This window comes from Halomonas sp. BDJS001 (assembly GCF_026104355.1).
Taxonomy (GTDB): domain Bacteria; phylum Pseudomonadota; class Gammaproteobacteria; order Pseudomonadales; family Halomonadaceae; genus Vreelandella.
The window spans coordinates 4,566,690-4,588,500 of sequence record NZ_CP110535.1 but is presented as its reverse complement, the minus strand read 5'-3'; the positions used below and the strand labels follow the sequence as shown (position 1 = coordinate 4,588,500).

The window sequence follows — 21,811 nt, the reverse complement described above, 5'->3', positions numbered from 1 at the left end:
GGCGGAAAGTGGCACTTATATTTCCACCTAACAGAATGAAAATTAAATAAAAAAGTAATAATGGCAGCATTGCTGCAACGCTAAAGCATATTTTGTATACAAGGTATGCTCACGATGATGACGCCCACTCCGAAACGCCGTTTTTCTACTTCAACGCCCGGTTTTTCTCCTGCGCGCCTGTTGACTGGCTGCGCGGCAGCGCTGGTTTTAATCCCGGCTATTAGCCATGCCGACGACACCCAGATTCGCTTTCAGCTGGACTGGCGCTTTGAAGGCCCCTCCGCACCGTTTTTAATGGCCGCTGAGAAGGGCTACTTTGCCGAAGAAGGGCTAGACGTTCAGATTGACTCTGGCAGTGGTTCTGCAGGGGCAATTAACCGCGTGGCATCCGGGGCCTATGAAATGGGCTTTGGCGATCTTAATGCGCTAGTCGAGTTTCTCGCTGAAAACCCCGATGGCCCCGGTATCCAAGGCGTTTATATTGTTTACGACGGCACCCCCGCGGCGGTTTTTGCGCGTAAAGAGAGCGGTATAGAGAGCCCGGCTGACTTAGCCGGTAAAACCATCGCTGCCCCAGCCTTTGATACCGGTTATCGCGCCTGGGGCGTGTTTGCCGCCGCTAATGACTTGGAAGCCGACGCAGTGGAGTGGCAAAACGTAGACCCCACCCTGCGTGAAACGCTGCTAACCCGTGGCGATGTGGATGCGATCACCGGCTTCTACTTTACCAGCCTGCTCAACCTTGAAGAGCGCGGCATGAGTGAAGAGGAACTGACCATAATGCCGTTCCCCGATTACGGCGTGCCGCTATACGGCAATGCCATTATCGCTAGCGAATCCTTCGCCGAATCCAATCCAGACGCCGTGGAGGGCTTCCTGCGCGCCTTCAATCGCGCCCTGGGCGACACCATTGCCGACCCCGAGGCCGCTATTGAGTATGTTAAGAGCCGTGACGGTCTGATCGATGTGGAGATGGAGACCCGGCGCTTGAAACTGGCCCTGGATAGCGTGGTGGAAACCCCCGATGCCCGTGAGCATGGCGTAGGCGGCGTAGATGAAGCGCGCTTGGAGCAGGCCATTCAACTGGTCGCCGACGCCTATGACTTGCCCTCTGTGCCTTCGCCAGATCAGGTGTTTAACTCAAGCTACTTACCTACTCAGGAAGCGCGCAGGCTGTTTTCGGCAGAGGGTGAATAAGCATGTCGGCAGTCTTCGTCACCTTCGATGACGTTAGCCTGGCCTACGATGGATCGGGCAACGCCATTGAAGATATCAACCTAAGTATCCACGAAGGCGAGTTCGTCGCTTTCGTAGGGCCGTCCGGCTGCGGTAAATCGACCTTTATGAAGCTCTGCACCGGTCTGCATGCGCCCACCACCGGTGCCGTACGTGTGGATGGAGAGCCGGTGACCGGGCCACTGAAAATCTCCGGTATGGCGTTTCAGAACGCCAACCTGCTGCCCTGGCGCACTACGTTGGATAACGTCCTGCTGCCGCTGGAGATCGTCAAACCTTACCGCCATCAGTTTCGTAAACGGCGTGAAGAGTTTGTCGGCTGGGCGCGCAAGTTGCTCAAGACCGTGGGGCTTGAAGGCTACGAAGACCAATACCCCTGGCAGCTTTCCGGCGGCATGCAGCAGCGCGCCTCTATCTGCCGGGCGTTGATTCACCAGCCGCGCTTACTAATGCTGGATGAGCCGTTCGGGGCGCTGGACGCCTTTACCCGCGAAGAGTTGTGGTGCGTGCTGCGCGACCTGTGGGAAGCACAGCGCTTTACGGTAGTGCTGGTGACCCACGACCTGCGCGAAGCGGCGTTTCTGGCGGATACGGTCTATATCATGAGCCGTCGCCCCGGCCGGTGATTGAGCGGCGTTCCATCGAAATGGCGCGCCCCCGTGCGCTGGAAACCACCTATGAAAAACCCTTTATTGATCTGGTGCAGGAACTACGTGCTCAGATTGGCGAAGTACGCAGTACTTAATGGCCGAACTTAATCACAGAGCTTAATAAAAGGCGCGCTCATGCCCAAAAATAATCCGTTAATTGAACGATTGGCGCCGTGGATCGCCGTGGTCGCTCTGATCATTATCTGGGAAGTCACGGTGCGGATGTTTGATGTGCCCAGCTTTATCTTCCCCAGTGCCTTGGAGACAGCTCAGGCGTTGGTGACCTATTCCGGGCCTATCGCCATGCACTCCTGGCAAACCTTCTGGACAACGCTGATTGGCTTTGGCCTGGGCGTTGCCGTAGGGCTGGTGTTGGGCTTTATTATCGGCTCTTCGCGCTTTCTGTATAACGCCTGCTACCCGCTGCTGGTGGGCTTTAATGCCATCCCCAAAGTGGCTTTTGTGCCCATCCTGGTCGTCTGGTTTGGGATCGGTTCGGTGCCGGCCATTCTCACCGCTTTTTTGATCTGCTTTTTCCCCATTGTGGTTAACGTGGCGACCGGTTTAGCCACGCTGGAGCCGGAGATGGAAGACGTGCTGCGGGTCTTGGGCGCACGGCGCATGGATGTGCTGCTGAAAGTAGGCCTGCCGCGCTCGCTACCGTATTTTTTTGCTTCACTGAAGGTTGCCATTACTCTGGCGTTCGTGGGCACGGTGGTGTCAGAAACCGTCGCTTCCAATCAGGGTATTGGCTACCTGATGATGAGTGCCGGTTCGCAAATGCGTATGGGGCTGGTCTTTGCGGGGCTGCTGGTGATCAGCGCCATGGCCATGGTGATGTACGAACTGTTTGCTCAACTGGAGAAACGGATGACCGGGTGGGCGCACCGGGGGCAGAATCGCTAAGCCAGTATGGGGCTTACCAACGGTAGAGCAAAGACGCGCTGGTGGTCGTATCGGTGCGCACATTGGTGTCGTCAGGTGGCTGTGAGTTGTGCTTGATTTCGTGAGATAAGCGCAGCGATAGCTTTGAGTTGAGCCGTGCTGTAAGCGCTGTCAGCGACCGAGAGGTGGTGTTTTGGTCGGTATACTCCACCGACATTTCCTGCTGTATATCGGCGTAGTCCGAAAACCCCCAGCGATAGTCCAGCGCGGTGTAAGTCACCATTAAGCGTTCATCATCGTACTCACGCAGCCGGTCATGACGATAACCCGGGCCCGCTTCCAGCGACAGCGTATGGGTGTCGTTCTCCAGAATCTGGCGCCCGTAGCCGCCAATTGCGGAGAGCTGCTGATCGTAACCGGCAAAGCGATCCTTCTCCCAGCGGGCAAAGCCAAATAGATAGTGCGGGCCATCCAGTTCATAGCGTTCGCGCCCCGACACCAGGTACTGCTCGGCACTGGTCTCGTCATCCTTGGTAACGTTACGCACCTCTCCACGCAGCGAGTAGGTGAAGTTGCCGGTCAGCCAGGTTAGTAGCGTTTTACCAATCAGCGTCTGGCTGTTGGTGTTGCCTGAAAGGTGGGTAAAACCCAGTTCAGCATCGCCGCTAAACACAGGCGCATCATCAGGCGGAGGGGGAGGGCCATAAAACGGATTGGCATACGCCGCGGTTAACCACAGGGGCCAGCAGGCCAGCAGGAGTATCCATCGAACGATCGCCACAATATCCCTCCTTGGTTTCGGCATTAGGCCATTATATCAGCGAACGATGACTTTAGGGTGACGGCGATTACGCCGTTGGCTAGCGCGTGCCATAATGGCGCGGTCACGCATTTTGAGTCTACCTATGAGCGCTTCTCGCCCCCGAACGTTAGCCGACCTGCAGCGCTGGCGACGCACCCGCGCAAGACGCAGCTGGTACAAACGCAGTTTTCGCCTTCAGGTAATGCTGTTAGTCGGGTTTCTGCTGGCAGGCATGCTACTGGCACAGGGCACGTATCTCAATCACCGTAAGGCGGAAATTATAAGCCAGCAGATGGGGGAGCGAGCGCTGGCGGTGGCCAAAACGGTGGCCTCGATGCCGCAAATTATCAATGCCTTTGCGATCCCCGACCCCTCTTTCATTATTCAGCCCCTGGCGGAGCGCGTTCGCCATGAAACGGGGGCGCGCTATGTCGTCGTGGGCAACGCGCAAAGTATTCGCTACTCCCATCCTCTGCCGGAGCGAATTGGTCAGCCAATGGTGGGGGGCGATAATGATCAGGCGCTGATTCATGGCCAATACTATGTATCCGAGGCAACCGGGTCATTGGGCACCGCTATTCGTGGCAAAGCGCCCATTTGGGACGAAGAGGGCAATATCATCGGCCTGGTGTCCGTCGGTTTTATGATGGATCGTGTGGCCATGGACGTCGCGCGCTATAACAGCTTTGGCTGGATGCTGGTGGCGTTGATGATCTGTCTCGGCTTTGCCGGTGCTTATTGGTTATCGCAGCACCTCAAAAAGGTCATTTTAGGCCTGGAGCCCTACGAAATAGCCCGCTTGGCCATGGAGAAAGAGGCCATTTTACAGTCGATCCACGAAGGCATCCTGGCCGTCAACCGGGAAGGGCATATTACCCTGGTCAATCAGCAGGCGCGGCGCTTTCTCAACCTGGACGATGAGCATGTGCTGCTGGGGCAGCCCATCCGAGAGATTGTGCCTAATTCGCGGCTTCTTGAGGTGCTCCGGCGCGGCGAACAGGAGTTTGATCAGGAGATGTGGCTGGGCAATCACCCGGTAGTGGTTAACCGCGTGCCGATTCTGCACGAAGGCGAGATCGAGGGGGCGGTGGCCACTTTCCGCAGCCGTCGCGAGATCGTGGATCTCTCCCAGGCGCTGACCCAAGCCAGCCGTGACGTGGATATGCTGCGCGCCCAGGCCCATGAGTTTTCCAATAAGCTCTACACCATCTCTGGGTTGCTGCAGCTGGAGCGCATTGAGGAAGCCTTGGCGCTGATCCACCAGGAAACCGAGCGTGCCCAGGCGCAGATGAGCTTTTTAATGCGCAACGTGGCCGACGCCGTGCTTAGCGGTACGCTACTGGGTAAACTGACCCGGGCGCGGGAACTGGGCGTGGCGTTGGAAATCGATGAGCAAAGCTCGCTCTCCTGCCCGCTGACCCCGACCGGTCAAGAAGTGATGATGAGCGTAGTGGGTAACTTGCTGGACAACGCCTGCCACGCTGCGCTGAATGGGCCGAGTAAAGCGCCTAAAGTACGCCTGTTTTTCACCGACTTGGGCGAGCAGCTGTTGATCGAAGTGGAGGACAACGGGCCCGGAGTACCTGCCCAGTTCGCCGAGTCGATTTTCCAGGAAGGCTTTTCGACCAAAACGGGCAAACACCAGGGCATTGGCCTGGCGCTGGTGGCCAGGCTGTGTCGCCAGCACGGCGGTGCTGTGACTCTGGAAGAGAGCGAGCTGGGCGGCGCGTGCTTTATCGCAGTGCTCGACCGCTCGCTGTGCCAAAAGCAGCTTTAAAAACGGTCTTTAAAACAGTCTCAAAAACAGTGACCACGACGGCTAGGGGGAAGGCAATGGCTGATGGAGAGTACGGCATTCTGGTCGTTGAAGACGATTTTCGCATTGCCGATATCCACAGGGCCTTTATTGAGCAGAGCGATGGCTTTTATGTAGTGGGTATGGCGCGTAACGGTAGTGAAGCCAAGGCGATCATGGCGGAGCAGTCCGCCAGCATCCATTTGATTTTGCTCGATGCCTATCTGCCCGACGTTGAAGGCTTGGAGCTGCTATGGGCGATTCGCCGCGACTACGTGCATGTGGATATCGTCATGGTTACCGCTGCCCGTGAAGTGGAAACCATTAGCGAGGCGCTGCGCGGCGGGGTATTCGACTACCTTATCAAACCCATTGAAGCCGCGCGGATGACCCAAATGCTGACCCGCTTTCGCCTCGAGCGTGAAGCCTTGGCCAACCGGGCCGAGATGAATCAGGATGAATTGGATTCCGTATTGGCGCGCCTGAAGCCCGGCGAGCCGTTGCGTGCTAACAGCCAAACTTTGTCTCAAGCCCTGCCCAAAGGCATTGATCGGCTGACGCTGCGCCGGGTGATTGATGCCCTGGCCGACGCCCCCGACTCTCTCACCGCCATGCAGATGGCGCGCACCATGGGCGCCAGCCGCTCAACCGCCCGCCGCTATTTAGAGTTTTTAGTTGCCGAGCAGGCAGTCAGCGCTGAGCTGGGCTATGGTGATGTAGGGCGGCCTGAACGTCGCTATCGCTTGTTAGAAACGGCACACAAGTGGCTTGAATCACTCTAATTAAGTCAGCGTGAACAGAATGAACAAAATGCCCATAAAGAACTTTTTGTCTTTTATGAGCACAAGCTTGTCGGTCAGGGGCATGGTCTTCTAACGTTCGCGGCGTGCAGTCTCACAATAAGAAGCGCTACATAGCAACCTCATCACACAACAACACCGATACGTGGAGAACGCCATCATGACGTCGCTTACCCTCAAGCGTTTATCTGTATTTGCTCTTCCTATTGCTGCCTTTGCAGGCATGAGCACCGCCGCACAGGCGCAAGAGTGGACACCTGAACGCTCCATCGAATTCGTTGCACCGGCTAACCCGGGCGGCGGTTGGGATACCCTTGTTCGCACCATGTCGCGGGTGATTCAGCAAGAAGAGCTGGCCGATGAAAGCTTCGCCGCGATCAACGTACCTGGCGGTGGCGGCGCCGTAGCCTGGGCCCAGGTCGCCCGTGATAATGGCAACCCGCACAAGCTGTTTGCTACCAGCCCGCCGATGATTCTGGTGCCGCTGGCAGGCGCCTCACGTTACGACCACACCGACTTTACCCCGGTCGCGCGGATTAACACCGACTACTCCATCATTCTGGTGGCAGCGGACTCCGAGTATCAGAACCTTGAAGACCTGCTCAATGCGCTGAAAGAAGATCCCAGCTTGAGTGTGGGCGGCGGCAGTGCGCCGGGCTCCATGGATCATATCGCCATTGCAGGCCTTGCCTCTGCGGCCGGAATGGAAGCCTCGGATGTTAACTACATCCCCTTCTCGGGTGGTGGCGACGCCATGACCAACCTGATGGGCGGCCACATTGAAGCCGTGGTCGGCGGTGCCGGTGAAGCGGTGGGCCAGTTGGGTGAAGGCAGTCAACTGCGCGCGCTGGGTGTCTCTTCAGAAGAGCGCTTGGGCGCTGGCTTGAGCGAAGTGCCTACCTATAAGGAGCAGGGCTTCGACTACACCTTCGATATCTGGCGCGGCGTGATGGGCGCTCCCGATATGCCTGAAGAAGCAGTGGCCTACTACGAAGATCTGTTCGCCGAAATGCTGGAAACCGATGCCTGGCGCGAAGCGAGCGACCAACTGGGCTGGATTGATGCCTACCAAAACAGCGAAGAGTTTGGTGCCTTCCTGGATCAGCAGCAAGAGCAGTTCAGCGACGTGCTGGGCGAGCTTGGCCTGCTGCGCCAGTAATTCCCACTCCTGTACCACCCAGTCGCCCAAGCGCGGCTGGGGTCTTCCGCAGTTAACGTTAAAACGATGAGTTAACGTTAACCGCTGGAGGCGTGTTGGCTCCTTCGGAGAGATCCCTATGACTCGTTTAAATACCAATCAGTGGTTAGCACTGGTGTTTGCGGTATTGGCTGCTGGCTATATCGCGATGGCGTGGCAAATCCCCACCTTTCCTCTGCCGCGCCCGGTCGATTCAGACCTATTTCCTAAAGTATTAGGCTTCTCGTTACTGATCCTGTCGGTGTTTCTATTTTTTGAGAAACCTACCCCGATAGCCGGTGCCGATGAAGTCGACGAAGAGGCGCAGAACGGGCCGCTGCTACTGACGCCCTGGGCGCGGGTCATCGTGACCTCGCTGGCGATTGCCGCCTACGCATTATTGCTGGTGCCGCTGGGTTTTGTACTTGCTTCTACGCTGCTCTGCGTTGGATTGACGGCCTACTACGGCTATCGCCGCCATGGGGTCAACCTCGCTACATCGTTAGGGGTAGTGCTGGCGCTTTACCTGACCATGACGCGGGTGATGGATGTTTACCTACCCACTGGCGTGCTGCCTTTCTAAATAAAGCCGTGTTAGCAGGTCTTTCAGCTAACAGAGTTTAAGAGAGTAATTCCCATGGATGCCTTAAATAATCTGATGTACGGCTTTGGCATCGCGCTTGAGCCTATCAATATTGCCTACGTGTTTGCCGGTGTATTTGCTGGCACTATTATTGGCATGCTGCCGGGTCTTGGCCCGATCAGTGCACTTGCCCTAATGATTCCTATCACCTTTGCCATGGAGCCCTCGTCGGGGTTGATCCTGATGGCAGGGGTTTACTACGGCGCCATCTTTGGTGGCTCCACGTCGTCGATCCTGCTCAATGCTCCCGGCGTGGCCGGTACCGTCGCAACGTCCTTTGATGGCTATCCCATGGCCAAGAAAGGCCTGGCGGGTAAAGCGCTGGCGATTGCCGCTTACTCCTCGTTTGTGGGTGGTACGGTCTCGGTTATCTTCCTGATGCTGGTCGCCCCGCTGCTTTCAAAAGTCGCCGTTAGCTTTGGCCCCGCAGAGTATTTTGCGCTGATGGTGCTGGGCCTGACTGCGGTAGTCTCGCTGTCGGATAAATCGCTGATCAAGGGGCTGATAGCTGCCGTGGTCGGGGTGATTATCTCGATCGTGGGTATTGATATGCAGACCGGTACCGAGCGCTTTACCTTCGGCTCCGTTCAGCTCCTCGACGGTATCGACTTCCTGGTGGTGGCGCTGGGGATTTTTGCCCTCGCCGAGGTGTTCTATATGCTGTTGCGCGGCGGTGGTGGCAAAGAGGCGCCGCGTAATGTGATTGGCTCGCTGAAACTGTCCCGTGGTGAAGTCAAAGAGATCGCTGGCCCGGTTGGTCGCAGTTCAGTGTTGGGCTTCTTTACCGGCGTTCTGCCGGGTGCTGGCGCGACCATCGGCTCGTTCCTGGGTTACAGCATGGAAAAACGCATTGCCAAAGATGGCGACACCTTTGGGCAGGGCAATATCAAAGGTGTGGCGGCGCCAGAAGCCGCCAACAACGCTGCCTGTACCGGCTCATTCGTGCCGCTGCTAACGCTGGGTGTACCGGGTTCGGGGACTACCGCAGTACTGCTGGGCGCACTGCTGGTGATGGGGGTCAATCCTGGCCCAATGATGCTTACAGAGCGTCCGGACGTGTTCTGGGGCGTGGTGGCCAGTATGTATATCGGCAATATCTTCCTGCTGGTGCTTAACCTGCCGCTGATCCCGCTGATCGCCAAGATTCTTGATCTGCCCAAGCCGCTACTGCTGTCGCTGATTTTGATCTTCTGCATGATCGGTGTCTACGGCATGAGCTTCAGCGTGTTTGACCTGCTGCTGCTATTGGGTTTTGGTCTGGTGGGCCTGGGCATGCGGCTATTTGGTTTCCCGGCGGCGCCGCTGATTCTGGCGCTGATTCTGGGCAATATTATGGAAGAGTCCATGCGCCGCGCGCTACAGATCTCCGGTGGTGACTGGATGACCTTCATCGACAAGCCTATCTCGCTTGGTCTGCTGGTAGTGGCCGTGCTGTCGCTTGGCCTGCCGCTACTCAAGAAACGGCGTAAGAAAATTCCACCCGATGTAGCGGTTTAACACTGCCATGTGAAGGGTGAATAGCGAGGAGCCTTGGTAATGCCAAGGCTCCTTTTTTTATGCCCGTTTTACCTGATGACAAAGCGTCGTTTTGTAGCTAATGCGTAAGTATGACGTTACTGGTCTGTGTTCAAAAAGCTCAGTGTTGAGCCTCAAGTGCTTAGTTGGTGCACTGATCCTTATTGGTGCATTGAGAGGGGGCCTTAGCCGCTTTGTTGTGCTTTGTTTTGGTGCATTTGGTGAGTGTCGAGATTTTTTGATGGTGATTAAGTGGCTGATTAAATAGCTATAAGGCGACTTTGTGCCAATCTGGCGCACCCCTTGCAGGTGTTAATGGCTAGTGAACGTATTGGGGAGCTAACACAACAACCCCACGTGCGAAGCCCATCATCAAGCCCCAACCATAAGGGGTACAAGGAGATAAACAATGAACACTCTCAAACGCTCGACACACCCGCGATCACTCCTCTCACGTGGCCGTTTCGCGACGGCTCTGCTAACTGCCGCGGTTATGGGCGCCAGCACCCAGGCTATCGCCCAGGATGATGACCCAATTAAAGTCGGCATCCTGCACTCCCTCTCTGGCACCATGGCGATCAGCGAAACCGTGCTCAAAGACACCGTCGAGATGCTGATCGAACAGCAGAACGAAGCCGGTGGCTTGCTGGGTCGCCAGCTAGAAGCCGTGGTCGTTGACCCCGCCTCTAACTGGCCGCTGTTTGCTGAGCGCGCCCGTGAGCTGCTAGCGCAAGAAGAAGTCGATGTTATCTTTGGCAACTGGACATCGGTATCGCGTAAAGCCGTGCTGCCCGTCGTCGAAGAGCTCAACGGCCTGCTGTTCTACCCGGTGCAGTATGAAGGCGAAGAGTCCTCGGAAAACGTCTTCTATACCGGCGCAGCGCCTAACCAGCAGGCGATTCCTGCGGTTGAGTACCTGATCAATGAAGTGGGTATCGAGCGCTTTGCGCTGGTGGGTACCGACTATGTCTATCCGCGTACCACCAACCGTATCCTCGAAGCCTTCCTCAAGGACGAACACGGCATCGCAGATGAAGACATCATGGTTAACTACACGCCGTTCGGCCATTCGGATTGGCAGAATATCGTGTCTGAAATCAGCCGTTTCGGCCAAGAGGGCAAACCCACCGCGGTGATCTCGACCATCAATGGCGACGCCAATGTGCCTTTCTATACCGAACTCTCCAACCAGGGCATTGATGCGGCTGATATCCCCGTTATCGCTTTCTCCGTAGGCGAACAGGAACTGACCGGTATTGATACCGGCCCGCTGGTCGGCCACCTGGCAGCCTGGAACTACTTCATGAGCGTTGATACGGACGAGAACTACGACTTTATCGATGCCTGGATCGACTACACCGGCGACGAAGAAGCGGTGACCAATGACCCCATGGAAGCGCACTACATCGGCTTTAACATGTGGGCCGAAGCGGTTCGCAAAGCGGGTACTACCGATGTTGATAGCGTTAAAGACGCCATTATCGGTGTGACCGTGCCTAACCTTTCCGGCGGCTATGCAGCCATGATGCCCAACCACCACATCACCAAGCCGGTGTTGATCGGTGAAGTTCAGGACAACGGCCAGTTTGACATCGTTTGGCAGACGCCCTCTACCGTGGCCGGCGACGCCTGGTCTGACTACCTGCCGGGTTCTCGTGACCTGATTGCCGATTGGCGCAAGCCGATGGAGTGCGGCAACTTTAACGTCGTTAACGGCTCGTGCGGTGGCAGCACCGCAGCAGAAGAAGCCGAAGCGGCACTGGCTGAGTAACGAATAACATCCCCTTGCCGCGCAGTGTCGATGGTTGGCGCGGCAAGGAGCACGCTGTCTTTCCCTCTTAGATAACCAAAGGAAGAACCCCATGAGGCGTTTCCTTTCCTTGGCGCTGCTCTGTTTCCTGCTGCTGGGTATGACCCTTACAGCACAGGCACAATCAACAGACGCCGCCAGCAGTTCCACTAATGATGCGGCCGCGCTTGAGCTGTTAGAGGCGCTGGACGTTGAGTCTTATACCGCCAAAGGCGAAGCCATTACCGCTATTCTGCAAAGCGACGACGAGCGTGCTCGTGATTGGCTGCAGGCCTTGCTGGATGGACGCCTGCAGCGCACCGAAGAGGGTCGCTTCGTACTGGTACTCGAGAACCGGGGCCGCGACTGGCCGGTGGCCGATGTACTGACCGGCGAGGCGTTGGGAGAGATGTCCCGGCGCGACCTGGAGCGTATCGGCATTAATAACAACCTGCGCAATCAGCTGCGCAGTGCGATTGCCGTGGTTGACCTCTATTCCCCCAACGTAGAGCGCCGCCGCTCTTCGGCAGAGCGGTTATTGGGTGAAGTTGACGAAGAGCTTGCCCAGCCGCTGAGTGAGCTGATTAGTGAAGAGGAGGATAGCCAGGTGGTACGTCGGCTCTCCCAGGCGTTAGCGATCTATCAAGTGGAGAACGGTGAGCTTGAAGGGGTAGAAACGCTTCAGGGTAGCCTGCACCCCCGGGCACGCGTCGCGCTTAGCCGTGCGGCTAACGGTGATGACCCGGTTGTCGCCGATGCGGCCACCGCTGCGCTGATAAGTATTGAACAAAATCTTAAAATCAACCGAGGCCTGGAAACCCTCTATTTCGGTTTAAGCCTTGGCTCGGTATTAGTGCTGGCGGCGATAGGCCTAGCCATCACCTTTGGGGTCATGGGCGTGATCAATATGGCCCACGGCGAGCTGATTATGCTGGGCGCCTACACCACCTGGGCGATGCAGCAGCTGCTGCCAGGCCAGCCCGGTTTGGCACTGATTCTGTCGATCCCCGCCGGGTTTATGGTGGCGGCACTGGCGGGTATCGCCATTGAGCGCAGCGTAATCCAGTTCCTCAAAGGCCGCCCGCTGGAAACCCTGCTGGCCACCTTTGGTATTAGTCTTATTCTGCAGCAGCTGGTGCGCACCGGCATTTCACCACTCAACCGCACCGTGATTACCCCTGAGTGGATGAGCGGCTCATTAGTGATTAACGACGCGCTTTCGTTAACGCTCAACCGTATGTACGTGCTGGGGTTTGCACTGGTGGTTTTTGCCTGTTTGATGCTGGTAATGCGACGTACCCGGCTGGGTCTTGAGGTGCGCGCCGTGACCCAGAACCGCGCCATGGCCCGTTCCATGGGTATTCGCGCCACCCGTGTCGATATCATGACCTTTGCCCTGGGCTCCGGTGTGGCCGGTCTTGCCGGAGTGGCGCTTTCACAGCTCACCAACGTTGGCCCCAATCTGGGCCAAAACTACATCATCGACTCCTTTATGGTGGTGGTGTTCGGCGGCGTGGGCAATTTGTGGGGCACGCTGGTGGCTGGCCTATCGCTGGGTGTTATCAACCAGGTGCTTGAGCCCTGGGCGGGTGCAGTGCTGGCAAAAATAATCGTGCTGGTCTTTATCATCCTATTCATTCAAAAACGCCCGCGTGGACTCTTCCCGCAGAAGGGCCGGGCTGCGGAGGGCTAAACGATGTCACTAACGACCGAATCATCGACTAACTTTTGGCTGACACGCCCATTCAGCGAACGCTCGACGCAGATCTTTCTTGGTGTGCTGCTGGCCGCCTTGGCGCTGGTGACCATCCTGCACGTAGTGGTGCCGCCAGGTAATCCGCTGCATGTGGGGGCCTACACCGTTAATCTGTTCGGTAAGTACCTAAGCTATGCGCTGCTGGCTGTAGCGGTAGACTTGGTGTGGGGTTACCTGGGGATTTTAAGCCTGGGGCACGGCGCCTTTTTCGCCATCGGCGGCTACGCCATGGGTATGTACCTGATGCGCCAAATTGGTGAACGCGGTACCTACGGCCACCCCGTACTGCCGGATTTTATGGTGTTTTTAAATTGGGACAGCCTTCCCTGGTACTGGCTCGGCTTTGATATGGCCTGGTTCGCCTTCGCCATGGTGCTGATCGCGCCGGGGCTGTTGGCGCTGGTGTTTGGTTTCCTGGCATTTAGATCGCGAGTTACCGGGGTCTATCTATCGATCATTACCCAGGCACTCACCTTTGCATTGATGCTGGCGTTTTTCCGCAACGAAATGGGGTTTGGCGGCAACAACGGTTTAACCGACTTCCGCGAGCTGCTTGGCTACAACTTGCGCAGCAATGACACGCGGCTGGGTCTGTTTCTGGCCACAGGAGTAGCACTCGGGCTTGGGTATATCCTGTGCCGGGCCATTGTGACCAGCAAGCTGGGCCGGGTCAGCATCGCCACCCGTGACGCCGAAGCGCGTACCCGCTTTCTCGGCTATCGGGTCGAACGCTTTCAGCTGTTCGTGTTTGTGGTTTCAGCCATGCTGGCCGGTTTGGCGGGGGCGCTCTATGTACCCCAGGTGGGGATTATCAACCCCAGCGAGTTCTCGCCGATTTTCTCCATCGAGATTGTGCTGTGGGTAGCGTTAGGCGGCCGTGCCACGCTGTATGGCGCGGTGATAGGCGCCATTCTGGTTAACTACGCCAAAACCATCTTTACCGGCGTAATGCCGGACGCCTGGCTATTTGCCTTGGGCGCGATGTTCGTCCTGGTTACGGTGTTTCTGCCCAAAGGCGTGGCGGGGCTGTTTCATTATATCAAGCGTCGCAGGCGCGACGATAATACAGCCGCACCCAGCACGTCCAAGGAGGCTACCGCATGAGTTTGCTGCAATCGCTGACCCAGCGTGACCGGGTGTTCGATTTTATGGTGCCCCAGGCATCAAAGGTGGACGTCCGCCATGGGCCGATTCTGTATATGGAGGATGTCACCGTCAGCTTTGATGGCTTTAAAGCCATTAATAATCTCAATCTAACCATCGATGATGGCGAGCTGCGCTGCATTATCGGCCCTAACGGGGCGGGCAAAACCACCATGATGGATATCATCACCGGCAAAACCCGCCCCAACAGCGGCAGCGTATGGTTTGGCAGCCGCCATAATCTGCTGCATATGAACGAACCCGATATCGCCAGCCTGGGCATTGGCCGCAAGTTTCAAAAGCCAACGGTGTTTGAAGCGCTGTCGGTGTTTGAAAATCTTGAGCTGGCCATGGCCGCCGACAAGCGGATTTTTCCCACGCTCACCGCCCGAATGACCGGCGAAATCAAAGACCGCATCGACGAAGTGCTGGAAACCATCGGCCTGACAGCGCTGCGCCATCAGCCTGCGGGGATCCTCTCCCACGGCCAGAAGCAGTGGCTGGAGATCGGCATGCTGCTAATGCAGCGGCCACGCCTGCTGTTGGTGGATGAACCGGTAGCGGGAATGACCGAGCAGGAGATGGAGCGCACCGCCGAGCTGCTAACAGGCCTCGCCGGAAAGCAGTCCGTGGTCGTGGTCGAGCATGATATGGGCTTTGTGCGCTCAATCGCTCGCCAAGTGACCGTGCTGCACCAGGGCAGCGTGCTGGCGGAAGGCACCATGGATCAAGTCTCCAACGACCCCAAAGTGGTCGAGGTCTACCTGGGTGCTGACGACGAGGAGGCCGCCTGATGCTTGAGATTGAAAAACTCAACCAGTTTTACGGCGAGAGCCACACGCTGTGGGATCTTGACCTTGAAGTGCCTACTGGTCAGTGCACCTGCGTAATGGGCCGCAACGGCGTGGGCAAAACCACGCTACTGAAAGCCGTGATGGGTGAGGTGGCGGTCAAAAGCGGCGAGTTGCGCTATGCCACTGAAGCAGGTGACATCGAGCTCACCAAAAAGGCCGTTGAGGCCCGTTCCCGTCTGGGCATTGGCTATGTGCCTCAGGGGCGGCAGATTTTCCCGCTACTGACCGTGGAGGAGAACCTGCGTACCGGCCTTGCCGCCCGCAGCGACGGGCTTAAAAAGATTCCTGAGCGGGTCTATGAGCTGTTCCCAGTGCTTAAAGAGATGAAACACCGCCGTGGCGGCGATCTCTCCGGCGGCCAGCAGCAACAGCTGGCGATTGGCCGGGCTCTGGTCATCGAGCCTAAGCTACTGATTCTTGATGAACCGGGGGAGGGTATTCAGCCCAATATTGTGGCGCAAATCGGCCAGGTAATCCGTCAGCTGATCAAAGAAGATGGCCTAACGGTGCTGCTGGTAGAACAGAAACTACCTTTTGCCCGCAAGTATGCCGACCGCTTTGTGATCATGGATCGCGGCCGCCCGGTGGCCAAAGGCGAGATCAGCGAACTCACCAATGAGCTGATCAAGCAGCATCTGACGGTTTAAGTTATCCACACCCGGTTCAAAGTCTTGGGTCGGGTTGGAAGGGCAGTGCCTCGGCCGCTGCGATGATTTGATCGAATAAGGGGTGTGCCGGGTTGAGCATGTAATTGAGCTCTCTCGGCACGACCACGCTTGGCACTGCCAGTGCCAGACTCTGGTTGGAGGCTAGCCAGCCATCACCTAGTTCGGCGGTCTCTGCGGGCACGGGTGCTTCCCGCCAGTTTGCAGGTAAATCTTCGGCGCCAACGCTGAGAATGCTTTCGGCGGGCAGCGTCAGGCGCAGTAGCGCATAGGCGTTGAGCAGCCGATAGCTCTCCAGAGGCACCATGATTTCCAGCAGCGCCAGCGATTCAGTGCTTGCCACATACACACAGGCATTGCCTGGGCTGTTCCAGCGCCCACCGTAAAGCCGTGCGCCTTCGCCATCAAACGCTGTCTCCTGAAACTTGCGCTTCACCAGCCGGTAAGCGGTGACCTCGCTCATACCGAGACACCATGCTCAAGCCGCCCGATCAAGTTAAGCACCGTTTGATACTCCGCCGAGGTTGCGCTCATTTCGACAGGACGGCGCCCGCCTAGCCCTGCATTAGGCTTGAGCAGCCAAGCGCGTGCGCCATCGGCGTCGCCTTCAAACAGGTCCAGCGCCGCTTTAAAGAGTTCAGCAAAGCGATACAGCCGGTCGCTTTCCGCCATCTTGAAACGGCCCGATTTGGCGCGACGGCTCAACGTGGCAGGGGGAATGTCCACATAGCTCGCCAGTGCTTTCTGCTCAATACCTGACACTTTGGCAAGCTGAGGGTAAACCCGGTACTCAACGCCTTCATGCAATAACTCATGCAGCTTTCGGCCACGGGCAGGCAGGCCAATTTGTTGCCAGAAACCGAACGCCAAGGCTTTGGGTGGTTGGTACTGAGTGAAATGGACATCCATGGCGTTATCCTCATTTGATACTTTAAAGCGCTATCAATTGATATGCATGATGCATTTGCCGCCGTCAAGTGATGCACATAGGAGAGAAGATATCTGGTGGGCTAATCGCTAAAACCCTGTTCTGTGTTCGGTTGCGGGCGATTTTTTGCCTGTAACATTGATTGATTTAGCAATAAGAAGCAGGTGGGGTATGCGCTATAAAGATAAATATCAGCTCGCCGCCGAGTGGCAGACGCTTCTGGAGCGTACGCCTAAGCCGTTGCGGCAAGCCGTCGAGGCCCTGGTGGAAAGCCACGGTGATTACTTTGCTGACCACTTTTATCAGGTGATGCTGGAAGACCCGCACGCCTCGCTGTTTCTCTCCAATGATCAAGTAGAGCAGCGTTTAAACCCTTCAATGCGGCGCTGGCTGAAGGCCATGTTTGCCGTCGATCACGCCGATTTTGAGTCCCTGGTTGAGCAGCAGGAAAAAGTGGGGCAGGTGCATGCACGCATCGATATACCGGTTAACCTGGTGCTTAACGGGGCGCGGCAGCTTAAACAGGCGTTTTATCAGCAGATCAACGCCACCTTCAAAAGCCCGCTATCGCCGGGGGATGCTTCGGTATATGTCTCCGACCATATCGATATGGCCATGGAAATTATGAGCCACGCCTACTCGGTGGCCAGTGACCGTAATGCGCGCACCGAAGAGGCGTATAAGCTATTTTCTCTTACTCAAAGCATCGGTGACGAGCGTGAACGTCAGCGTTCGGCGCTGCTGAACTGGGAAAATATGCTGATGTTTGCCGTTGCCGCCCAGCAGGATTTGACCACACTGCCGCGGTTATCCAATTCCGATTTTGGTCTGTGGTACTTCCATAAAGCGTGCCATGCGTTTGAGGGCGCGCCGGAGATTGCCACTATCTCTCGCCATATTCAGCAAGTGGATCGTGAGTGGCTGGAAGTCCTGCTCCATGAAGACCCTAGCCAACGGCTCCAGGCGCTGAGTGAGATTCGTGACGCCGCTCGTACAGTGTTGATGCTGCTCGACGATGTGCTGGAACGTGCCTCCGGTTTAGATGCTGGACGCGACAGCTTAACCCGGCTGCTCAACCGCAAGTTTTTGTCGGTGGTGCTTAGCCGCGAGATTGAGATCGCCCGCCATTCGGAGCTCTGTTTTGCGCTGTTAATGGTCGATATCGACCACTTTAAGTCGATTAATGACACCCATGGGCACGACGCAGGCGACAGCGTGCTGCAGCAGGTGGCGAGTATCCTTGACCGATCCACCCGGGGCGGTGATTACGTGTTCCGCATGGGCGGCGAGGAGTTTTTGATTGTGCTGGTCAATACTGACCACGATGGCAGCCGATTATTTGCTGAGCGTTTGCGTCAGTCGGTGGCGAAAGAGCCAATGCTCGCCGGCGCCGATACGCTGCTAAACGTAACGATCAGCGTGGGAGTCACACTCCACGACGGTCACCCCGACTATCACCGCTCCTTACAGCGGGCCGACCAGGCGCTTTATCAAGCGAAGCGCAGCGGGCGGGATCGGGTAGTGGTTCAGTGATGTTGCTGGAGGTAGGCAGCGAACGCTAATGCGCATTTTTGGTGCGTATCGTATTTGTCCGTTCTTTTTTGGTGCGTTATGTGCGCGCTAAGTACGCGTTAGGGGCGCGATATGCGACCTATGGCGACGATCCAAGCCCTCCTGAGGCCGCAAAATAGGTTTTTCACCATTTTGGCGCATTAATTGCAGTGGTTAACGAAAAGCTCACTGTAAGGAAGCGATAGCCACCCATGATTCTGAGCGATATCGCCAACCCCCACATCGCCTCTGGCCACCGCTTCGATGCTGGCCGCCGCTGGGCAGCTTCGTTAGCGCTCACCTTCGCCCAACGCGATGGTGCAACTCGCATGGTGCAGGCGCGCCATCAAGGGCCACTGCGGGTGCAGCGCCCTTTCTATCCCGAAGGGCGTAGTGAGGCTTGCCATGTTTATGTGCTTCACCCGCCGGGCGGATTAGTCAGCGGCGATGCGCTTACCATTAGTGCTCATGTAGAGAGCGGTGCCCATGCGCTGCTGACGACCCCGGCTGCCAATAAGCTCTATAAAGCCGACAGCCAGGGCGTGGCCTGGACGCAGCACACCCGGTTGAGCGTTGAAGATGGCGCGACACTTGAATGGCTGCCCCAGGAGACCATCGCCTTTGATGGTTCCAAGGGCGAGCAGCGCACCCAAATTGATCTTCACGGCAGCGCTCGCTGCCTGGGCTGGGAAGTGATGGCGCTAGGCCGCCCCGCTAGCGACTTACCCTATGTTTCCGGACGTATTGAGCAGCACTTCCGCTTAACCCTGGATGGCAAGCCGTTGTGGCTAGAGCGCCAACCGCTAGACCCACTACACCCACGCTTTACCGGGCGCTGGGGGCAGGGCGGTGCCACGGTGCAGGCCACGCTCTGGGCGGTGGGGATTGCCGACGCGCCTGCGGCCATTGAAGCCTTGCGTGAAGCGCTGCCGGATAACCCGCGCTGGGCGGTTACTGTCCGCCACGGTGTTCTGCTGCTGCGCTATTTAGGCAACTCGCGCAACGAAGCCTGGGCATTATGCGAACAGGCCTGGCAACTGCTGCGCCCCCGGTGGATCGAGCGTGAAGCGCATACACCTCGAATTTGGCTAACCTAATAGGCATCACTGTGATGCACTGCTGGAGAAATGCCCCATGGAATTAACCCCAAGAGACAAAGACAAGCTGCTGCTGTTCTCAGCCGCCCAATTGGCGGAGCGCCGCAAGGCGCGTGGTTTAAAGCTCAACTACCCGGAAGCGGTGGCACTGATCAGCTTTGAGATTATGGAAGGCGCCCGGGATGGCCGCAGCGTTGCGGATTTAATGAGCTATGGCCGCGAGATTCTCAGCCGTGAAGACGTGATGGACGGCGTCGCCGAGATGGTCGACGAAGTGCAGGTGGAAGCCACTTTCCCCGACGGCACCAAGCTGGTCACTGTCCATACGCCAATTGTGTGAGGGGTGAGAAGTGAATGGTTAGGGGTGAATAGTAAGTGGTGAAGAGCGGTGTTCTCCTCACACCTAACGCCTCACTCCTCACAAGAACGAAGGAGCAAGTTAATGATTCCCGGTGAGTACAAGTTAAAAGAAGGTGATATCGAGCTGTGCGCGGGGCGTGAGCGGATTAGCGTGGAAGTGGCCAATACCGGCGACCGTCCGATCCAGATTGGCTCCCACTACCACTTTGCCGAAGCCAACCCGGCACTGGTGTTTGATCGCGACAAAACCCGAGGCTTTCGCCTGGACGTGGCCGCAGGCACGGCGATTCGCTTTGAGCCCGGCCAGACCCGTGAAGTCACGCTGATTCCCTATGTCGGCAAGCGCGAAATTTACGGTTTCCGCGGCGATGTGATGGGCGCGCTACTCTCTAACGCGCCCGATGCCGCGCGAAATGCACAAAAGCCAGGCGAACCTGGAGGTCAGTCATGAAGTCGACCAATAAGATCAGTCGGCAAGCCTACGCCGATATGTATGGTCCCACGGTAGGCGACCGCGTGCGCCTGGGCGATACCGAGCTGTGGATCGAAGTCGAAAAAGACGCCACCCACTACGGCGATGAAGTGAAATTCGGCGGCGGCAAAGTCATCCGCGACGGCATGGGCCAGAGCCAACGCGCCGATGACACGGTGATGGATACGGTGATCACCAATGCGCTGATTTTAGATTGGTGGGGCATCGTCAAAGCCGATGTGGGGATTCAAAACGGCCGCATCGCCGCCATTGGCAAAGCGGGCAACCCTGACGTACAGCCCGATGTTGAGATCGTGATTGGGCCCGGCACCGAAATTATCTCCGGCGAAGGCAAGATCCTGACCGCGGGCGGTATCGATTCCCATATTCACTTTATCTGCCCCCAGCAGGTGGAAGAAGCGCTGATGAGCGGCGTCACCACCATGCTTGGCGGCGGTACCGGCCCGGCGACGGGTTCCAACGCCACCACCTGCACCCCCGGCCCCTGGCACATTGGCAAAATGCTGCAAGCGGTCGACGATCTACCCATGAACATTGGCCTGCTGGGCAAAGGCAACGCTAGTCTGCCGGAAGGGTTGGAGGCGCAGTTGGAAGCGGGTGCCATGGGTCTCAAACTCCACGAAGACTGGGGCACCACGCCGGCGTCGATTGATAACTGCCTCAGCGTGGCGGAAAAGTACGATGTGCAGATCGCAATCCACACAGACACGCTAAATGAATCGGGCTTTGTGGAAGACACTCTGGCTGCGTTTAAAGAGCGTGGTATTCACACCTATCACACCGAAGGTGCGGGCGGTGGCCACGCCCCCGATATCCTCACCGCCTGCTCGAAAGAGTACGTGCTGCCGTCTTCCACCAATCCAACGCGGCCCTACACGGTCAACACCATCGACGAACACCTCGATATGCTGATGGTGTGTCACCACCTGGATCCCAATATCCCAGAAGACGTGGCCTTCGCCGACTCGCGCATTCGCCGGGAAACTATTGCCGCCGAAGATATTCTCCACGACCTGGGCGTGATCTCGATGATCGCTTCAGACTCCCAGGCCATGGGGCGGGTGGGCGAAGTGGTCTGCCGCACCTGGCAAACCGCCCATAAAATGAAGGTGCAGCGCGGTTTGCTGCCGGAGGACGAAGCCCTGGGTGCCGATAACTTCCGCGCAAAGCGCTATATTGCCAAGTACACCATTAACCCAGCGATTACCCACGGGATCGCTCACGAAGTAGGTTCCATCGAAGTCGGTAAGCTGGCGGATCTGGTGCTGTGGAAACCGGCCTTCTTTGGGGTTAAGCCAGCGATGATGATCAAAGGCGGCATGATTGCGGCGGCGCCCATGGGCGACCCCAACGCTTCGATTCCCACGCCGCAGCCGGTGCATTACCGCTATATGTTCGGCGCTTTCGGCCGTGCGGCCAGCCAAACCCGACTCAGCTTTGTCAGCCAGGCCGCGCTGGATGCTGGCATCAAAGAAACGCTGGGGCTAAATAGCGAACTCGCGGCGTGCAAAAACGTGCGCCAGGTGCGCAAGCAGGATATGAAGCTAAACGATGCCTGCCCAGAACTCACCGTCGACCCGCAAACCTATGAAGTGCGCTGCGACGGTGAAATTTTAACCTGCGAGCCCGCCACCGAACTGCCGCTGGCTCAGCGGTACCATTTGTTCTGAAA

General features: G+C 57.2%; 21 protein-coding genes. 18 read left to right on the top strand and 3 right to left on the bottom strand.

Annotated elements, in window-relative coordinates; all coding sequences use genetic code 11:
* Positions 1–114 precede the first annotated feature (114 nt).
* The 3 genes from OM794_RS21285 (at position 115) to OM794_RS21275 (ending at position 2,792) form a co-directional block, all read left to right on the top strand.
* The gene (locus tag OM794_RS21285) at positions 115–1,197 is read left to right on the top strand and encodes an ABC transporter substrate-binding protein (protein ID WP_226246472.1); all 1,083 of its coding nucleotides are present in this window, start codon (positions 115–117) and stop codon (positions 1,195–1,197) included.
* A 2-nt stretch (positions 1,198–1,199) separates the two neighbouring features.
* Entirely contained in the window at positions 1,200–1,862 is a 663-nt protein-coding gene (locus OM794_RS21280) for an ABC transporter ATP-binding protein (RefSeq protein ID WP_265154029.1), read from the top strand.
* Positions 1,863–2,021: 159 nt separating this feature from the next.
* Positions 2,022–2,792 (top strand): ABC transporter permease, encoded by a 771-nt coding sequence (locus tag OM794_RS21275; protein WP_226246474.1) that lies wholly within the window; start codon positions 2,022–2,024, stop codon positions 2,790–2,792.
* A 13-nt stretch (positions 2,793–2,805) separates the two neighbouring features.
* Here the strand turns inward: OM794_RS21275 and OM794_RS21270 are convergent, their stop codons facing one another.
* Positions 2,806–3,576 carry a YdiY family protein gene (locus OM794_RS21270; RefSeq protein ID WP_226246475.1) on the bottom strand — a complete coding sequence of 257 codons (771 nt, stop codon included), beginning with the start codon at positions 3,574–3,576 and terminating at the stop codon, positions 2,806–2,808.
* 100 nt (positions 3,577–3,676) lie between these two features.
* Between OM794_RS21270 and OM794_RS21265 the strand changes: the two genes are divergently transcribed.
* The 10 genes from OM794_RS21265 (at position 3,677) to urtE (ending at position 15,692) form a co-directional block, all read left to right on the top strand.
* Positions 3,677–5,350 carry a sensor histidine kinase gene (locus OM794_RS21265; protein WP_226246476.1) on the top strand — a complete coding sequence of 558 codons (1,674 nt, stop codon included), beginning with the start codon at positions 3,677–3,679 and terminating at the stop codon, positions 5,348–5,350.
* A 56-nt stretch (positions 5,351–5,406) separates the two neighbouring features.
* Positions 5,407–6,150, top strand: coding sequence for a response regulator (locus OM794_RS21260; protein WP_226246477.1), 744 nt, complete (start codon positions 5,407–5,409; stop codon positions 6,148–6,150).
* Between the two features lie 178 nt (positions 6,151–6,328).
* Positions 6,329–7,327, top strand: coding sequence for a Bug family tripartite tricarboxylate transporter substrate binding protein (locus tag OM794_RS21255; protein ID WP_226246478.1), 999 nt, complete (start codon positions 6,329–6,331; stop codon positions 7,325–7,327).
* Positions 7,328–7,445: 118 nt separating this feature from the next.
* Positions 7,446–7,928, top strand: coding sequence for a tripartite tricarboxylate transporter TctB family protein (locus OM794_RS21250; protein ID WP_226246479.1), 483 nt, complete (start codon positions 7,446–7,448; stop codon positions 7,926–7,928).
* Between the two features lie 54 nt (positions 7,929–7,982).
* Entirely contained in the window at positions 7,983–9,485 is a 1,503-nt protein-coding gene (locus tag OM794_RS21245; protein WP_226246480.1) for a tripartite tricarboxylate transporter permease, read from the top strand.
* A 427-nt stretch (positions 9,486–9,912) separates the two neighbouring features.
* The gene (urtA, locus tag OM794_RS21240) at positions 9,913–11,274 is read left to right on the top strand and encodes an urea ABC transporter substrate-binding protein (protein ID WP_226246481.1); all 1,362 of its coding nucleotides are present in this window, start codon (positions 9,913–9,915) and stop codon (positions 11,272–11,274) included.
* A 91-nt stretch (positions 11,275–11,365) separates the two neighbouring features.
* Positions 11,366–12,985: an urea ABC transporter permease subunit UrtB gene (urtB, locus tag OM794_RS21235; RefSeq protein ID WP_226246482.1), complete on the top strand. Its 1,620-nt coding sequence runs from the start codon at positions 11,366–11,368 to the stop codon at positions 12,983–12,985.
* 3 nt (positions 12,986–12,988) lie between these two features.
* Complete coding sequence (gene urtC, locus OM794_RS21230) at positions 12,989–14,152, top strand: urea ABC transporter permease subunit UrtC (protein WP_226246483.1); 1,164 nt, start codon at positions 12,989–12,991, stop codon at positions 14,150–14,152.
* A complete protein-coding gene (urtD, locus tag OM794_RS21225; RefSeq protein ID WP_226246484.1) occupies positions 14,149–14,985 on the top strand; it encodes an urea ABC transporter ATP-binding protein UrtD in 837 nt (278 codons plus the stop codon). The genes urtC and urtD overlap by 4 nt, the downstream gene beginning before the upstream one ends.
* Positions 14,985–15,692 (top strand): urea ABC transporter ATP-binding subunit UrtE, encoded by a 708-nt coding sequence (urtE, locus tag OM794_RS21220; protein WP_226246485.1) that lies wholly within the window; start codon positions 14,985–14,987, stop codon positions 15,690–15,692. The genes urtD and urtE overlap by 1 nt, the downstream gene beginning before the upstream one ends.
* Positions 15,693–15,708: 16 nt before the next feature.
* Here the strand turns inward: urtE and OM794_RS21215 are convergent, their stop codons facing one another.
* The gene (locus tag OM794_RS21215) at positions 15,709–16,173 is read right to left on the bottom strand and encodes an RES family NAD+ phosphorylase (protein WP_226246486.1); all 465 of its coding nucleotides are present in this window, start codon (positions 16,171–16,173) and stop codon (positions 15,709–15,711) included.
* Complete coding sequence (locus OM794_RS21210; protein WP_226246487.1) at positions 16,170–16,619, bottom strand: antitoxin Xre/MbcA/ParS toxin-binding domain-containing protein; 450 nt, start codon at positions 16,617–16,619, stop codon at positions 16,170–16,172. Before OM794_RS21210 ends, OM794_RS21215 begins: the two co-directional genes overlap by 4 nt.
* A gap of 190 nt (positions 16,620–16,809) precedes the next feature.
* Between OM794_RS21210 and OM794_RS21205 the strand changes: the two genes are divergently transcribed.
* The 5 genes from OM794_RS21205 to ureC all read left to right on the top strand — a co-directional run bounded on the left by OM794_RS21205 (position 16,810) and on the right by ureC (position 21,809).
* A complete protein-coding gene (locus OM794_RS21205) occupies positions 16,810–18,171 on the top strand; it encodes a diguanylate cyclase (protein ID WP_226246488.1) in 1,362 nt (453 codons plus the stop codon).
* Between the two features lie 230 nt (positions 18,172–18,401).
* Positions 18,402–19,286 (top strand): urease accessory protein UreD, encoded by an 885-nt coding sequence (locus OM794_RS21200; RefSeq protein WP_226246489.1) that lies wholly within the window; start codon positions 18,402–18,404, stop codon positions 19,284–19,286.
* A gap of 37 nt (positions 19,287–19,323) precedes the next feature.
* Positions 19,324–19,626 (top strand): urease subunit gamma, encoded by a 303-nt coding sequence (locus tag OM794_RS21195; protein ID WP_022521353.1) that lies wholly within the window; start codon positions 19,324–19,326, stop codon positions 19,624–19,626.
* 102 nt (positions 19,627–19,728) lie between these two features.
* Positions 19,729–20,097 (top strand): urease subunit beta, encoded by a 369-nt coding sequence (locus OM794_RS21190; RefSeq protein ID WP_226246490.1) that lies wholly within the window; start codon positions 19,729–19,731, stop codon positions 20,095–20,097.
* Complete coding sequence (gene ureC / locus OM794_RS21185; protein WP_226246491.1) at positions 20,094–21,809, top strand: urease subunit alpha; 1,716 nt, start codon at positions 20,094–20,096, stop codon at positions 21,807–21,809. The genes OM794_RS21190 and ureC overlap by 4 nt, the downstream gene beginning before the upstream one ends.
* Positions 21,810–21,811 lie beyond the last annotated feature (2 nt).